Origin of the sequence: Tessaracoccus flavescens (assembly GCF_001998865.1) — a bacterium.
Classification (GTDB): Bacteria; Actinomycetota; Actinomycetes; order Propionibacteriales; family Propionibacteriaceae; genus Arachnia; species Arachnia flavescens.
The window spans coordinates 2480049-2493987 of the sequence record NZ_CP019607.1; the positions used below are offsets into that span (position 1 = coordinate 2480049).

Here is a 13939-nt window from a genome sequence, read left to right on the forward strand (position 1 = left end):
CCTCACTAGACTGACAAGACACGCCCTCGTAGCCCAACTGGCAGAGGCAGGCGGCTTAAACCCGCCCGAGTGCGGGTTCGAATCCCGTCGGGGGCACCGAGGCTGGCTCACGCGGCGGCGGAGCGCAGCCTTCCGAGTGCGGCGACCTGGCTCCCGGCGAACAGGGCGACGTCGATCGCGACGGCGAGCCCGACCAGCAGCACGACAAGCGGCGCGAGCGTTGCGGAGAAGACGGCAAGCGCCAGCGCGGCGCCGACGTTGCCCACAACACGGTCCGCAGGGCCGAGGCGAGGCGGACCCGGGCCCGGACCAGCTCCACGACGCCGGCCCAGAGCACGACGCCAGCCCGGTGACGGTCACAAGAGGCACGGGGAGGGCGACAGTGTCGGCGATCGGACGCCGGCGATCGCGATGATGAGGCCGAGCAGAAGGCAGTAGAGGGCGTCGAGTCGCAGGCTGAGTCTGCCGAGTCGGGTGCCGTCCGTGGTTCAAGCCTAAGTCAGCGGCGCCGACCGCTCAGGCGAGCGCCTAGGCTGAGCCCATGCTCCGTCGCTGCCTATCGCTGCTCGCCCTGCTTGTCGTGGGCTGCAGTGCCATCCCCGAGCCGACGGTCACGCCGAGCATCGATGCGCCGAGTGTCTCGGCCGACGGGCTGCTTGACCGCGCCGCAGTAGCCGCGGCGATCGACGACGAACTCGACTGCTCGTCCGGAGAGGTGACGATCGACGAGTTCGACGACACGGTCAAGATCGTCGGCGACTGCGAGAAGGTCACCATCAGCGGGGAGTCTGTGCTCGTCGTCGCTGAAAGCATCGGTTCGCTGCGGATCACGGGTTACGGCAGCGTCGTGATCGCACGCAGCCTCGACGAGGTCAGGATCGAGCCCGGAGGGCAGGCATCGCTCGTCCAGTACGAGCAGGGAGCACCGCAGGTGGACAACAGGGGCGAGATGTCGGTGGTGCGGAAGGCCGAATGAGGCCTTCAGGTCCGCAGAAAGGCCCGGACCGCGTCGATGGTGTCGGCCTCGTCCGCCCGCTTGTCGTCCCGGTAACGCAGGACCCGCGCGAAGCGCAGAGCCACGCCGCCCGGATAGCGCCGCGACCGCTGCACGCCGTCGAAGGCGATCTCGACCACCTGCTCGGGGCGCACCGAAACGGTCCACCCGTCGTCGCCCGTCGAGAGCTCGGTGAAGCGCCGCGTCTGCCACGCGAGCATGGCGTCGGTCATCCCCTTGAACGTCTTGCCGAGCAGCACGAAGCCGCCCGTGTCCGGGTCCCGGGCGCCGAGGTGGATGTTGGAAAGGGTCCCCTTCCGGCGACCGCTGCCACGTTCGACGGCCAGCACCACCAGGTCGAGCGTGTGCACCGGCTTCACCTTCACCCACGCCGATCCGCGTCGTCCCGCCGCGTAGGGCGACTCCAGGTTCTTCACGACGACGCCCTCGTGCCCGGCGGCGAGCATGTCGCGCGCGAAGTCCTCTGCCACGGCCGCATCGTCGGTGACGATCCGGGCCACCCTCAGCGGTTCCGGGACGATCCGCTCCAGCTCGGCGAACCTGACGTGGGCGGGCTCGTCCAGCAGGTCACGGCCGTCGACATGCAGCGCGTCGAAGAAGAATGTCGTGATCTCGGTGCCCGCGTCGGCCGCGGTGCGTGCTGCCGTCTCCTGGAAGGCCATCGCTCTTCCGTCCGGATCCAGCGCGATGGCCTCCCCGTCCAGCACGCAGCGCGTCACGGGCAGCGCGAGCACCGCCTCGACGACCTCCGGCAGCCGCGCGGTCACGTCCTGCAGGGTGCGGGTGGCCAGCCGTACGACGTCTTCGTCGCGATGGACCTGCAGCCGGATCCCGTCGAGCTTCGCGTCGACGGCCACCGCGCCTCCTGACCCGCCCGTCGCCTTCGCAACTGCCGCCTCGACGGTCTTCTCGGAGGCGGCCAGCATCGGAAGGACCGGCCGTCCGACCTGCAGACCCACCGCGCTCAGGGCGTCCCGGCCGCCGGTCAGCGCCAGGCGTGCAGCGGTCGCGACAGAGCCGGAGAGCATCGCCGCCCTGCGGATCTCGGCGAGCGGGACCCCTGCCGCTTTCGCCGCCGCGTCGAGCACCATCGCGTCGAGGGCGCCCTGTCGCAGGTTCCCCGTGACCACGGCGGCGAGCCACTACTGCTCGGAGGCGGTCGCCGCCCCGAAGAGGTCGCGGAGCTCCTCCTTCCTTGCCGCGACCGAGCCCTGGCCGGAGAGGGCGGCCAGGCGATCGAAGGCCGCGTCGACGGCGGCGACGTCGAGGGTGGCCCCGACGGCGGGTGTCGGCCGCTCGCGCAGCGATCCCCAGTCGACCCCGGTGCGACGTTGCCGAAGCGTGCCTGCCAGATAGTGCGCGACCAGGTCGACGTCCTCGGGTGGCACCCTGCCCAACAGGTCGGCCAGCACCGCCACCTTCACCCCTCGGGCGCTCGCAGCGGAGACCTCAGAGGAGGCCCGCACGACCTCGGTCAGGAGAGTGGACACGAAACAATTGTGCTCGTGTCATGCGTCGTCCGCTGAAGATTCCCCCCTCGTTTCCTTGTCTCTGTCACACCTCGGGCGTAGATTTCGCGGGGCGCGTCGGACGGTGCGCAGATCTGGAGTGCACTGTGGACGCCGCGCGATCCCCATGGCCGGGATTCCTGTCCATGATCATCGGCTTCTTCATGATCCTGGTCGACTCGACGATCGTCACGATCGCGATGCCGCACATCATGAGCGCCTTCGGGGCCGACCTGAACAACGTGATCTGGGTAACGAGCGCCTACCTCCTCGCCCACGCGGTCCCGCTGCTGATCACCGGGCGGATGGGCGACCGGCTCGGCCTCAAGACCGTCTTCATCGCGGGGCTCTTCGTGTTCACCGCGTCGTCGCTGTGGTGCGCTCTGGCGGGCAGCATCGAGATGCTGATCCTCGCCCGCGTCGTTCAGGGGCTCGGCGCGGCGCTGATGGCTCCGCAGACGATGGCCGTGATCATGCGGACCTTCCCACCAGAGCGCCGCGGCGCGCCGATGGGGCTGTGGGGAAGCGTCGCGGGCCTCGCCATGCTGGTCGGTCCGCTGCTCGGCGGTTTCCTCGTCGACGCCTTCGGCTGGGAGTGGATCTTCTTCATCAACGTGCCGGTCGGGATCGCGGGCATGGTCCTCGTCGCAGTCAATGTGTCGAAGTTGGAGACGCACAGCCATTCGTTCGACTGGCTCGGCGTCGCCCTGAGCGCACTCGGGCTCTTCCTGATCGTCTTCGGCATCCAGGGCCCGCGGCTGGCAGGCTTTGCGTCATTCAAACCCCTTGTGAAGGGCCGGTCAACCCCCTGAACTCGGCGGACGCACGGCAAACCGGCCTTGACAAGGGGCGGGATTTGAAACGCTTTCCTGACTAGGGGACGTCGAGGCTGACCACCTCTCCGTGGTGCGGCACGACGGCTGGGTAGCCGAGTTCCTGTTCGATGTCGGTGGCGAACGACGCGGCGACCTGCGGCTCGCCGTGCACGACGAAGACGATCTTCGGGGCGGGATCGAGGGCCTTGAGCCAGTCGAGCAGGTCGGACCGGTCGCCGTGGACCGAGAACTCCCTGTCGCGCACGATCTCGGCCCTGACCGGGACGTAGCGACCGTTGATCTTGACGGTGTGCGCCCCGTCCTCGAGTTGGCGCCCGCGGGTTCCGACCGCCTGGTAGCCGGTGATCACGACGGTGTTGCGCGGGTCGGGGAGCAGTCTAGAGCACGCGGCCCCCCTCGGCCATCCCCGAGGAGGAGATGATGATCATCGGATCGCGGCGACGGTTCAGCTTGCGCGACTCGGCCCCCCTGCGGGTCTCGGTCAGGTTGAGGCCGGTGAAGTCGGCCACGGTGATGTCGTCGTGCAGTTCGTCGTGCGAGTCGCGGTAGACGTCGAGCGCGGCGAGCGACATGGGGCCGTCGACGACCACCGGCACATCGGGGATCCGCCCCTCGCGTCGCATCTGGACCAGCGCGTGCAGCACCGTCTCCGTCCGGTCGATGGCGAAGGCGGGCACGACGACCTGTCCCCCGCGATCGATGGTCCGGCGGATCGCGTCGGCGAAGATCTCGTGCGCGACCTCCGGCTCGGGATGCTCGCGGTCGCCGTAGGTCGACTCGCAGAGGACGACATCGGCTCCCTCCGGGGTCTCCCTGTCCCTGAGGATCGGGTGATCGTGGCGGCCCAGATCACCGGAGAACAGCACGCTGTACGGGCCGGCCTCGACATGGATGCTCGCCGATCCGAGGATGTGGGCCGAGCGCGCCCAGCGCGCCCAGGCGACGCCTTCGACGTCGATGTTGGTGTTCCACTCGACGGCGCGGAACAGGGGGAGGGTCGCCTCGACATCCGCGGTGGTGTACAGCGCCTCCGGGTTGTCGTGCTTGGACCAGCCACCGCGCACGGCGTCGTCGGTCGCCTGTTCCTGCAGCTTTCCCGAGTCGCGCAGCACGATCTCCGCCAATCGGATCGAGGCCTCGGTCGCGTAGATCGGTCCGGAGAAGCCGTGCTTGACAAGGGCGGGCAGGTAGGACGAGTGGTCAGCGTGGGCGTGGGTGAGCAGGATCGCGTCGATCGAGGCCGGGTCGACGGGGAACGGTTCGCGGTTGCGGTTGCGCCACTGCTTCTCGCCCTGGAACATGCCCGCGTCGACCAGCAGCCGGGTCTCGCCGATGGTCAGGAGGTACTTGGATCCGGTGACGGTGCCTGAGGCGCCGAGAAAAGTCAGGGTTGGTGCGCTCATACCCGATCGTCGCACGCAACGCCGTTGTCGCACCGGAAGACGAAGGGAGGGGCCGACGGATCGTCGGCCCCTCCCAGCGCTGGTCAGGAGAAGCGGACCATGTTGTTGAACACGAACTTCGTGGTCTCCCGGTAGCCACCGGAGACCGTCTCGATGACGGTCGCCTCGGCATAGACCGACACCCGCCCCGACCGGTGGCCGCGGTGTCGCACTCGGTGCGCCAGCGGCGAGCGTCCGAGGCAGTCCAGGCCCCGGTGTTGCCGAGGGGGTTGCCCGCCCACAGGGCGCGCCTGGACGGCAGGTAGGTGAGGTTGTTGAACATCCAGCCGTTGGTGACGCTGCACCCCGCGCCCGCGTTCTTGACCGTCGTGCCCCAGATGTTGGTCCAGCAACGGCGGGTCTGAGAATAGTCCTCGCAGGCCGTCATCCACACCCGGCCGCCGACCCGGTGCACGCCCGGCGTGGTGTACAGGTCGCCCGGTCCGGGCGTCGGGGTCGCCGACGGTGTGGGCCGGGGCGTCGGGGTGGGGGATGGGGTGGCCGTTGGGCTGGGGCTCGTCGAGGGCGACGGGCTCGGCTCCGGCGTGGGCGTCGGGTCTGCAGTGACGGTGACGACGCGCTCTGCGCTCACCTCGTTGCCGTAACCGTCGGTGACGCTGTAGCCGAGGGTGTAGTCGCCCGGCTCCGAACCGACCTCGCCCGAGTCGTGGGTGATCTTCAGTCCCTTGTCGCACGGGTCGGTCGCGACGACGCCCGCAAGGGGATCGAACGCGGCCACCTCGGACGCCTTCAGCGTCACGGCGGGCGCCTCGAGCTCCGGACAGGCCTTCGTCGAGTTGACCGTGACCTCGTCGACCACAGCGCGGTCGGTGGTGCGGTAGGTGGTCACGGTGGAGGAGCACTCCGTCACGGTGAGGGGGCTGAAGGTCGGCACCCGCAAGAAGAACTCGACCGGGCCGGCTGCCGGTGTGGTGAAGGTGTGCGTGCCGAGCCAGGCGTCCTGGGAGCCGATCCGGTAGGTGTACGAGGTCGCGGGTGCGAGGTTGTCGAAGGTGACGTGGTGGAAGCTCTGGCCGGGGGCCGCCGCCTCGCCCGAGACAGCCGCGAAGCTGCGCGCAGTGTGGGGGAAGGCCCTGTCCTTCACCTGGGACGTCGGGTTCGACGACTCGACGGCCGCCTGCGTGTCGTCGAGGGTGAGCGAGAGGGCGTCCAGGTGCAGGTCCGAGCTGGACTCGCGTCCCTGGTTCGGCCGCAGGGCGACCGTGTTGGTGCCTGCCGAGATCGCATCGAGCGGGATGGAGACGGTTGCCAGCTTCGGCGTGGAGGCGTTCGAGCCTCCGAAGTCGGGGTTCCTCGTGGCGCTGGCCTGGATGGCGGCGTCATCCCCGCCTCCGATGTAGCGGCCGTTGACGAACAGCGAGACCGCGTCGTCGTAGAGGACCTCTGCGGTGGCGCTGCGCGCGGCACCCAGCTGCTCCGCGGTGGCCGTGATCTCCGTGCGGAAGAAGAATGCGGGACGGTCGGTGGTGCCCGAGGCGTACTGCGACAGCAGCGTCTTCGGCGTGTATCCGCCCTAGAGCTCGCCGATGGCCCGCGCAGGGCGCCGAAGGAGCCCTTGGCCTTGGTCCAGGCGGCGTGGTCGAAAGCCGGGCCTCGTCCAGGCATCGGGATCTACGGACGGGCCGGTCCCGTCGTCGAGGGTAGCGCCAGGTCGTGCCTGCCGTGGAGATGAGGGGGACTGGGGCGGCGCCTGCGGTCGGCGCAAGCGTCACCGCCCCGGCGAGGATCACTGTGGCGGTGAGCGCGCCGACGGCACGCCTCGCGGTGGACAAGCATTCGTGACTCACTTGTTCGAGGTTCGTCTTGGACGTTAGGGAGCAGAGGTGATCCGGGCGTGACGCGTGGGTGGGCGGAAAATACCCTCGTGGCGCGTTGAAGCGCACGGTAGGATGGAGGGAGGAAGCCTCCATAGCGAGACTGAAGAGAGAGCACCTGAGATGGCAAATCCGATCATCGGTCGCCCGGACGCCTTCACGCGTCACAGCACCCCGCAGCAGACCTACCCACAGGGGTACGGGCAGCAGCAGGCCCCCGGGCAGGACCCGTACCAGCAGCAGTTCCCGCAGCAGCAGGGACCGACCTACAACCCGTACCAGCAGCCCGCGTCCACCGGCGCGGTGATGACGCTTGACGACGTCATCGCCAAGACGGCGATCACGCTCGGAGTGGTCGCCGCGGCCGCCGTGCTGGCCTTCCTGTTCATCCCCGTGCAGTTGCTGACCCCCGCCCTGATCGGCTCGGGCATCGTCGGCCTCGTCACGGTGTTCCTCGTCGCCGGACGGGCGAAGCTGCCAATCGGTGGCGTCCTGTTCTACGCGGTGGTCGAAGGCATCTTCGTCGGCGCCTTCTCGAAGTTCTTCGAGCTGATGTGGCCAGGCATCGTCGTCAACGCCGTCCTCGCCACGTTCGTGACGGCGGCCGCGACGCTCGCCGCCTACAAGTTCTTCAACATCCGGGTGACCGACAAGTTCCGCAAGGTCGTCACCATCGCGACGATGTCGCTGGCAGGCGTCCTGCTCGTCAACTTCGTGCTGTTCCTGTTCGGCGTCAACACCCCGATCCGCGAGGTCGGCTCCGGCGCGGGCTGGCTGGCCATCGGCATCTCCGTGGTGGCCGTCCTGCTCGCCGTGCTGAATCTGATCACCGACTTCGACTCGGTCGAGCGCGGCATCGCGGCGCAGGCCCCGGCGCAGGAGTCGTGGCGCGCAGCCTTCGGCATCACCATCACGATGGTGTGGCTCTACACCGAGATCCTGCGCATCCTGAGCTACTTCAGGGACTGACCGGACGCGACAGCCGCCTGGCGTACTGCGCGAGCAGCGTCCGGGAGCTGTTGGTCCAGTGCAGCGTGCGCCACGAGCGCACAGGCACCCAGTCGGCCCGCTGAGTCGATCCACCGATGTCATGGACGACCGGGTCGCTGGGTGTTTTGCATGTCGCCCCGTAGACGATGCGCAGGGCGTGGAAATCCTCGAGCGTTCCTGAGATAGAGCGGCCGATCCAGTGCTCCGACTCAAGGGTCAGGACCCGGTCGATGACGATCTCCTGGCCCGTCTCCTCGAACACCTCGCGCAGCACCGCATCGGACGGGGACTCGCCGGGATCCACGCCGCCACCGGGCAGCGTCCACGTTCCGGGGGCGAGCGTCAACGTCGAGTTCACTGTGCCGAGGATCCCGCGCTCGGAGGTGACGAGCGCATAGGCGCCGATCCGCTGGTGCCGTTGCGGTTTCTCCCCTGACGAGGCAACATAGACGGTGTGGCGCTCCTGCGGGCGATGATCGGCCGCGGTGATCTCGCGCACCAACCAGGTGAAGGCGATCTCCCTGTCCTCGACGAGCGTCGCGGCAAGGGGACGCACGGGCAGGTAGCCGTGGTCGAACATGGTGACCCTCGGATGTTGCCCGTGCGTGATGGCGAAATCGGCCACAGGCGCCCCCAGAGGGTGGGTGACTCCGATGACGCGCATTCAGAAAGCTTAGTCGGTGCTGATGACGCGCATCGGCACGTGAGTCGCGTCTGGCCGCCGAACCACGCTTGGACGCACTACGCTTGTTCCGTCACAGAGGCTCGGGGCGACCCGGCAGGAACGGCAGGTGGTTCGGATGGAGTATCGCGACAATGTCGGGCTCGACCAGTCCCGCGTGCGCTACGGCGGCGGCGGAGGCGGCGGTGGCCGCAGGATCGCCGTCGGCGGCGGACTCGGAGGCATCGTCCTGCTGCTGATCGCGCTGTTCTTCGGCGGCGACATCGGCAGCATGCTCGGAGGAGGGGAGACCCAACCCAGGACCCAGAACACGGCGGGGCAGCCCAACTGCGACAACACCGATGACCTCGAGGCCAACCCGGACTGTCGCTGGGTGGTCTACGAGAATGCGCTCACCGACTACTGGTCCGGCGCCTTCACCTCGGGCTTCAAGCCGCCGGCCGGTATGCAGATCTTCTCGGGCCAGGTGGCGACCGCGTGTGGCACGGGCTCCTCGGAGATGGGCCCCTTCTACTGCCCTGGCGACACCACGATCTACCTCGACGACCAGTTCACAGCCCAGCTGCTCCAGCAGCTCGGCACCGAGCGCAGCGACGTCGCAGAGCTCTACATCGTGGCCCACGAGTACGGCCACCACATCTCGAACCTGACCGGCCAGATGTCCGAGGCGCGCTCCAGCGGCAACGACACGGGCCCGAAGTCGGCCCAGGTCCGCCTCGAGCTGCAGGCCGACTGTTACGCCGGCGTGTTCTTCGCCAACACCATCAAGGATCAGAACTCGCCCATCGAGTCGGTCACCCAGGAAGACTTGGACCGGATCGTCGAGGCGGCTCGTGCTGTCGGCGACGACCACATCCAGCAGCAGTCCGGCGGTCGCGTCGTCCCCGAGAGCTGGACCCACGGATCGTCCCAGATGCGTCAGTACTGGACGGCCACCGGCTTCCAGAGCGGCGACCCGAGCAGCTGCGACACCTTCTCGACCGACGATCTGGGCGGCTAAGCCTCCGGGTCGGTGACGTCGGCCACAGTGGCCGACAGGTGCGCGAGCAGCGCATCCCCGTCGAGCGTCGCGGCGACGCCGTGTTCGCCTGCGCCGATGGAGACACGGCCACCAGCGATCCTCTCGTCTGCGACGACCGGCAGGGCGGTCAGCGTGCCGAACGGGGTGATCGTGCCGCGTTCGAACCCGGTCACCTCGCGCGCCTCGTCGGCGTCGGGCATCGACAGCCGGTTCACGCCCAACAGGGAACGCAGCTTCGGCCAGGAGATCGTCCGGTCGCCTGGGACGAGGACGAGCACGTGGTCTCCCTCGCCCCGCCGCACCACCATGGTCTTGACGATGGCGGAGGGCTCGACGCCGCGTGCCGCGGCAGCCTCTGCCAGCGAACGGACGCGGCCGTGCCGGGTGATCTCGTGGGCAAGGCCCGAGGCCTTGAGCGCCTCGACGGCACGGTTGGTGGTCATGGACCAAGCGTAGGTCGGCTCAGCCGACGAGGCTCGTCATGTCGCGCCCGGCCATGTCCGCGTACTCGGTCGTCGAGCCGCACTGGACCTTCGCGACAGGGGCGGAGCGCTTGTGCGACATGTCGATCGTGACGATGCATTCCTGATCGGGCGACTCCTGGGCACGGGCGACGGCCTTCGCGAGCCCTGCAGGCTGGATGAGGGCGGGGTCGAACGGCTCGTTCGACGGCGACTCCGAGCGCCGAGTCTCGTAGACGGGCATCGCGGCGGGCCGGGTCCGGTTCAGGACGACCCCGTCCTGCGCATCGGGAAGATCGACCGCGTAGCCGGTCGTGGGGTTCACGACGACCGAGTAGACCTCGGTGGCATCCCCGACGACCTCCTCGATGCCGGCCGTGAGGTCGGCGACGCTCGTGAAGCCGAGCATCGACACCGCGGTGCCGTCCTTGCGGAAGAACACCGTCTTCGACTCGGGGCGCGAGGAGACGGTCATCAGGACCTCCCCTGCCCGGTACTCGACTATCTGCAGCACCTGCTTCCCGCCACGCACGCCCTGCAGGTCGGCCACGCTGAACATCCGGCCGACCGAGGAGATGGGATAGTCGCTCGGATCGAAGGTGGCCTGCTCGAGGTACTGGATGTCCGAGTCCGTGCGGGTGATCTCGCCGTCGCGCCACACGAAGCTGATCACGCTCCGGTCGGCTTGGAGTGCGGTGAGGGTCGCCTCGTCCTCCGTGAGGTTGAGCTTCAGGACTGGCAGCCCGCCTGCGACGCGGTGCAGTTCGTCGACCACGGCCCCCGCGTCGCCCTCGGTGAGCTTGCCGCTGATCGGATAGGAGACCGGCAGCCGGTCGTCAGGGACGGGGGTCCCCGAGGGCGTCGGGGTCGGCGACTGTGCCGACGGCGTCGCGCTGGGCGAAGGAGTACTGCCCGTGGCGGGTGGTGGGGGAGGCGACGTCTCGCCCGGAGTGGAGGAGCAGCCCGCCAGTGCCATGCAGGCGCCCACGATCGCGGCTGGCCATTTCGTCATGCGGACAAGTCTAGGTGTGGGCCCGCCCACGGCCCTAACAGGCACCTGTCCTGCGGAGATGCGCCGGGCCGCGCGGCGCACCAGCCTGTGCCGAGGTTGCGGGGCGAGGTGCCGGGTCGCCCCGCACCGACGGCCTCTGGCCGGGGCGCTCGACGTCGAGCAGATTTGCCGCAACGCTCGCCCGCACCCGCCCACTGGGTATAGCGTGTTACCAGAGTCAACTTAGGAGAAAACATGCTCACCTTCTCACAACGGGCCTGGCCCTGGATCCTCGCGCAGGGGATCCTCGCCGTGGTCCTCGGCATCCTGATGTTCGCGCTTCCGGGGGTGACGCTGATCACGATCGGCATCTTCGTCGGGGTCTGGATGATCATCGACGGCATCAGCATGATCGTCCACGCCGTGATGAGCTCAGGGTCGACCGCCGAGCGCGTGATGCTCGGCCTGTTCGGCGTGCTCGGCGTCCTGATCGGCGGTTTCGCCGCCTGGAACCCGATCGCCACCGTCGCAGCCCTCGCGATTCTCGTCGCCGTCTGGTTCATCGTCGCAGGCGTCCGCGAGATCGTCCTGGCCGTGCGGATCCGCAAGGAGATCACGGGGGAGTGGTTCCTGATCATCTCGGGTGCGCTCGCCGTCGTCTTCGGTCTGGTCGCGCTGTTCTGGCCAGGGCTCGCGCTCGTCACCCTGATCTGGCTCATCAGCGTCGGGGCGATCCTGTTCGGCATCTTCATGATCGTCTCCGCCTTCGCCATCCGCCGCCCCACGAAGAGCGGCGAGGAAGGCGAGAAAGGCGAGAAAGGCGAGAAAGGCGAGGAAACGGCGGCTGCGTGACGGAGTCGATCACGGCGAGGGTCACCGGCCAGGTCCAGGGCGTCGGGTTCCGATGGACGACCGCGCGTGAGTTGGAACGCCTCCGCGTCGACGGCGCGGCCGGGAACCTGGCAGACGGATCGGTGCGCGTCACCGCCACCGGCGCTCGCGACTCGCTGCTTGCCCTCGTGGACTGGTTGGATGGACCAGACACGCCGGGCCGGGTCCGCGGCGTCGACGTCACCTGGGGCTCGCCCCGCGAAGCACCCGAGATCCGGCGATTGATGCAAAAAACTAGTATCAGACCCGGAGGTGGCTTCTGTGAACAACTGGCCCGACGATGTGGACCCCACCGGACGGGACCTGCGTGAACTGACCGACGAGCTGCGCGCTGGGCACACGGTTGTGAGGAACCGACGAGGCGAGTGGGTGCTGCTCGGCCACGCCGAGGTCAAGGCCGCGGCCGAGGATCCCCACAGCTTCTCCAGCGCCGTCGCGTCCCACCTGCAGATCCCCAACGGCCTCGACGGCGCAGAGCACGCCGAGGCGCGCGCCATCCTCGATCGCTACTTCACCCCAGAGGCGCTCGCGCCGTTCGAGGCTCCGTTCTCGAAGATCGCGGCCTCGCTCGTGGCCTCGCTGCCCGCCGAGATCGACGCCGTGGGTGATCTGGGCACCGTCTTCGCGGTCCGGGCACAGTCGGCCTGGCTCGGCTGGCCGCGTGAGCTCGAGGCGCGCCTGCTCGCCTGGATGCGCGACAACCACGAGGCCACCCGCTCGGGTGACCGGGTCCGGATGGCCGTGGTGGCCGACGAGTTCGACGAGCTCATCCGCCAAGTGTTGGAGCCGCGACGCGTGATGCCGGTCGAGGACGTGACGAGCGCCCTGATGGCCGAGGGATGGAAGGGCCGCTTCTTCACGGACGAGGAACTCGTCTCGATCCTGCGCAACTGGACCGGTGGGGATCTCGGCTCCATCGCGCTGTGCGTAGGGGTGCTTGCCTCGCACCTCGCCGCGGATCCCGCCCTCCAGGCGCACCTGCGCTCCGGGGGCACGGACGCCGAGCTCGACGCCGTGGTCGACGAGATCCTGCGCATCGACGACCCCTTCGTGACCAACCGCCGCAAGACGACGTGCCCGGTACACGTCGGCGGCGTCGACATCGCGGAGGGGCAGGTCGTGAAGCTGAACTGGACCTCCGCGAACCGGGACGAGTCGGTGTTCGGCGCCGACTTCGACCCGGCCGGTCACGCCGCGGACAACCTGGTCTACGGCATCGGTCCGCACGTCTGCCCCGGGCGGCCGCTCGCCACCATGGAGCTGAGGATCGCGGTACGCGCGCTGCTTGCGGGCACCTCAGCGATAGAGCCCGGAGCCGAGGAGGCCGAGCGCGAGGTGCATCCGGTCGGCGGGTTCCGCCGCGTGCCTGTGCGGCTCGGCCACTAGCTCAGCGGGCGATCGTGCGGGCCCAGTCGATGGACGGCCCCGCCCACGCAGGCGTCTCGTCGAACTCGCTCGCCATGATGAGCGCGACCAGGTGGGCCGTCGCGGCGTCGAGTTCGAATGCGGCCTCCGGGAGGTGGGCACCCCGCGCCTCGCAGAGTCGCCGGTACTGCGTCAGGAACGCCTCCGCCGCGACCGGTGAAAGGGCGAGGGTGACATTGCGCAGGTCGCTCGCCCGCAGACCCATGCCGGTGAGGTTGTGGTCGAACATCAACGCAGAGGAGCCGTCCCAGGAGATGGCGAGGTTGGACGACCAGAAGTCGTTGTAGGTGAGCGTGTGCGGCAGCTCGGACAGTTCCTGACGCCATGCCGGAAGCCGGCCCGCGGCCCAGGCGGCCGCGTCGGCGAGGTCCGGCCACCTGGCTGCGACGCGGGAGAGGCCTTCGTCGTCGATCAGATCGAACTCGCTGTACTCGATGGCCTCGGAGCCGAGCGCATCGCCCGCTCCGTGCAGGTGGTCGTGCCAGCGGGCGATCAGTCGCGCCACGTCCGGATCGGCGAGGTCGTCCGCGGAGGCCTGCCGGTAGCCGGCGCTGGTGAGGTCCTCCAGGATGATCCAGTCGGGGCCGCTGCCGAGCACAGGAAGGGTCGGGACACCGAGCCGCTCGAGGAGGGCGTAGGTCGACACCTCCCGTGCTGACGGGCCGGTGAACCGCTTGACCACGACCGGCAGGTCGTCGACCTGCCCGCGCACAACCAGCACGCCGTCGTCGTCAGAGATGACATCGCCCCAGGCGACGTCACCGAGGTCGGCCTCCCCGTTCACCTCAGTCGCGGGGCCCGCACTTCACGCCGGTCGCGTGGTTCGGGCAGTAGCCGTTCGG

At 68.9% G+C, this 13939-nt stretch carries 19 protein-coding genes, 1 tRNA gene and 1 pseudogene; 10 read left to right on the top strand and 11 right to left on the bottom strand.

The features are described from left to right. The first annotated feature begins 22 nt into the window (after positions 1–22). Positions 23–96, top strand: a tRNA-Leu gene (locus BW733_RS11840). 11 nt (positions 97–107) lie between these two features. On the opposite strand, the gene BW733_RS18305 is transcribed toward BW733_RS11840, so the two are convergent. Beyond that, complete coding sequence (locus BW733_RS18305) at positions 108–266, bottom strand: hypothetical protein (RefSeq protein WP_161490220.1); 159 nt, start codon at positions 264–266, stop codon at positions 108–110. 275 nt (positions 267–541) lie between these two features. Between BW733_RS18305 and BW733_RS11845 the strand changes: the two genes are divergently transcribed. After that, complete coding sequence (locus BW733_RS11845; protein ID WP_077350723.1) at positions 542–976, top strand: DUF3060 domain-containing protein; 435 nt, start codon at positions 542–544, stop codon at positions 974–976. Positions 977–981: 5 nt separating this feature from the next. On the opposite strand, the gene BW733_RS11850 is transcribed toward BW733_RS11845, so the two are convergent. Together BW733_RS11850 and BW733_RS19880 are read right to left on the bottom strand one after the other, a co-directional pair. Further along, positions 982–2145, bottom strand: a complete 1164-nt coding sequence (locus tag BW733_RS11850) for an ATP-dependent DNA ligase (RefSeq protein ID WP_335755077.1) — start codon at positions 2143–2145, stop codon at positions 982–984. 12 nt (positions 2146–2157) lie between these two features. Continuing rightward, on the bottom strand, positions 2158–2505 hold the full coding sequence (locus tag BW733_RS19880) for a hypothetical protein (RefSeq protein WP_335755078.1): 348 nt from the start codon (positions 2503–2505) through the stop codon (positions 2158–2160). A gap of 164 nt (positions 2506–2669) precedes the next feature. Here BW733_RS19880 and BW733_RS11855 point away from each other — a divergent pair, with 164 nt between their 5' ends. Further along, on the top strand, positions 2670–3335 hold the full coding sequence (locus tag BW733_RS11855; protein WP_335755079.1) for an MFS transporter: 666 nt from the start codon (positions 2670–2672) through the stop codon (positions 3333–3335). A gap of 61 nt (positions 3336–3396) precedes the next feature. Here the strand turns inward: BW733_RS11855 and BW733_RS19480 are convergent, their stop codons facing one another. The 3 genes from BW733_RS19480 to BW733_RS19785 all read right to left on the bottom strand — a co-directional run bounded on the left by BW733_RS19480 (position 3397) and on the right by BW733_RS19785 (position 4974). Then, positions 3397–3708, bottom strand: a complete 312-nt coding sequence (locus tag BW733_RS19480; protein WP_237268177.1) for an MBL fold metallo-hydrolase RNA specificity domain-containing protein — start codon at positions 3706–3708, stop codon at positions 3397–3399. A 28-nt stretch (positions 3709–3736) separates the two neighbouring features. After that, positions 3737–4762: an MBL fold metallo-hydrolase gene (locus BW733_RS11860; protein WP_237268178.1), complete on the bottom strand. Its 1026-nt coding sequence runs from the start codon at positions 4760–4762 to the stop codon at positions 3737–3739. Positions 4763–4845: 83 nt separating this feature from the next. After that, entirely contained in the window at positions 4846–4974 is a 129-nt protein-coding gene (locus BW733_RS19785) for a hypothetical protein (RefSeq protein ID WP_257787446.1), read from the bottom strand. Between the two features lie 678 nt (positions 4975–5652). On the opposite strand from BW733_RS19785, the gene BW733_RS19790 reads away from it, so the two are divergent. Continuing rightward, complete coding sequence (locus BW733_RS19790) at positions 5653–5781, top strand: hypothetical protein (RefSeq protein ID WP_257787447.1); 129 nt, start codon at positions 5653–5655, stop codon at positions 5779–5781. Positions 5782–5789: 8 nt separating this feature from the next. On the opposite strand, the pseudogene BW733_RS20130 reads toward BW733_RS19790, so the two are convergent. Next, positions 5790–5906: pseudogene (locus BW733_RS20130) on the bottom strand (hypothetical protein); the annotation flags it as partial. On the opposite strand from BW733_RS20130, the gene BW733_RS11870 reads away from it, so the two are divergent. Both BW733_RS11870 and BW733_RS11875 read left to right on the top strand, forming a co-directional pair. Then, positions 5881–6162, top strand: coding sequence for a hypothetical protein (locus BW733_RS11870; RefSeq protein WP_152024689.1), 282 nt, complete (start codon positions 5881–5883; stop codon positions 6160–6162). The pseudogene BW733_RS20130 and the gene BW733_RS11870 overlap by 26 nt on opposite strands. 597 nt (positions 6163–6759) lie before the next feature. After that, positions 6760–7605, top strand: a complete 846-nt coding sequence (locus BW733_RS11875) for a Bax inhibitor-1/YccA family protein (protein ID WP_077350731.1) — start codon at positions 6760–6762, stop codon at positions 7603–7605. Here BW733_RS11875 and BW733_RS11880 read toward each other — a convergent pair. Next, entirely contained in the window at positions 7595–8290 is a 696-nt protein-coding gene (locus BW733_RS11880; protein WP_237268179.1) for an NUDIX hydrolase, read from the bottom strand. The two genes, BW733_RS11875 and BW733_RS11880, sit on opposite strands and share 11 nt — an antisense overlap. Before the next feature lie 136 nt (positions 8291–8426). Here BW733_RS11880 and ypfJ point away from each other — a divergent pair, with 136 nt between their 5' ends. Then, complete coding sequence (gene ypfJ / locus BW733_RS11885) at positions 8427–9308, top strand: KPN_02809 family neutral zinc metallopeptidase (protein WP_077350733.1); 882 nt, start codon at positions 8427–8429, stop codon at positions 9306–9308. On the opposite strand, the gene BW733_RS11890 is transcribed toward ypfJ, so the two are convergent. Then, entirely contained in the window at positions 9305–9772 is a 468-nt protein-coding gene (locus tag BW733_RS11890; RefSeq protein WP_077350735.1) for an aminoacyl-tRNA deacylase, read from the bottom strand. The two genes, ypfJ and BW733_RS11890, sit on opposite strands and share 4 nt — an antisense overlap. A 19-nt stretch (positions 9773–9791) precedes the next feature. Next, entirely contained in the window at positions 9792–10802 is a 1011-nt protein-coding gene (locus tag BW733_RS11895) for a hypothetical protein (RefSeq protein WP_152024690.1), read from the bottom strand. A 234-nt stretch (positions 10803–11036) separates the two neighbouring features. Between BW733_RS11895 and BW733_RS11900 the strand changes: the two genes are divergently transcribed. From BW733_RS11900 to BW733_RS11910, 3 genes are read left to right on the top strand one after another with little or no spacing between them, the layout of a single operon-like run. Further along, entirely contained in the window at positions 11037–11633 is a 597-nt protein-coding gene (locus BW733_RS11900) for an HdeD family acid-resistance protein (RefSeq protein ID WP_077350739.1), read from the top strand. Continuing rightward, on the top strand, positions 11630–11983 hold the full coding sequence (locus BW733_RS20135; RefSeq protein WP_077350741.1) for an acylphosphatase: 354 nt from the start codon (positions 11630–11632) through the stop codon (positions 11981–11983). Before BW733_RS11900 ends, BW733_RS20135 begins: the two co-directional genes overlap by 4 nt. Next, a complete protein-coding gene (locus BW733_RS11910; protein ID WP_077350743.1) occupies positions 11934–13058 on the top strand; it encodes a cytochrome P450 in 1125 nt (374 codons plus the stop codon). Before BW733_RS20135 ends, BW733_RS11910 begins: the two co-directional genes overlap by 50 nt. 1 nt (position 13059) lies before the next feature. Here BW733_RS11910 and BW733_RS11915 read toward each other — a convergent pair whose 3' ends face one another. Continuing rightward, positions 13060–13881 carry a phosphotransferase gene (locus BW733_RS11915; RefSeq protein ID WP_077350745.1) on the bottom strand — a complete coding sequence of 274 codons (822 nt, stop codon included), beginning with the start codon at positions 13879–13881 and terminating at the stop codon, positions 13060–13062. Positions 13882–13939: the final 58 nt, after the last annotated feature.

Coding starts and splice junctions, on each gene's coding strand:
- BW733_RS11845 (WP_077350723.1), top strand. CDS start 542: ATGCTCCGTCGCTGCCTATCGCTGCTCGCCCTGCTTGTCGTGGGCTGC.
- BW733_RS11855 (WP_335755079.1), top strand. CDS start 2,670: ATGATCATCGGCTTCTTCATGATCCTGGTCGACTCGACGATCGTCACG.
- BW733_RS11860 (WP_237268178.1), bottom strand. CDS start 4,762: ATGAGCGCACCAACCCTGACTTTTCTCGGCGCCTCAGGCACCGTCACC.
- BW733_RS11875 (WP_077350731.1), top strand. CDS start 6,760: ATGGCAAATCCGATCATCGGTCGCCCGGACGCCTTCACGCGTCACAGC.
- BW733_RS11880 (WP_237268179.1), bottom strand. CDS start 8,290: ATGCGCGTCATCGGAGTCACCCACCCTCTGGGGGCGCCTGTGGCCGAT.
- ypfJ (WP_077350733.1), top strand. CDS start 8,427: ATGGAGTATCGCGACAATGTCGGGCTCGACCAGTCCCGCGTGCGCTAC.
- BW733_RS11890 (WP_077350735.1), bottom strand. CDS start 9,772: ATGACCACCAACCGTGCCGTCGAGGCGCTCAAGGCCTCGGGCCTTGCC.
- BW733_RS11895 (WP_152024690.1), bottom strand. CDS start 10,802: ATGACGAAATGGCCAGCCGCGATCGTGGGCGCCTGCATGGCACTGGCG.
- BW733_RS11900 (WP_077350739.1), top strand. CDS start 11,037: ATGCTCACCTTCTCACAACGGGCCTGGCCCTGGATCCTCGCGCAGGGG.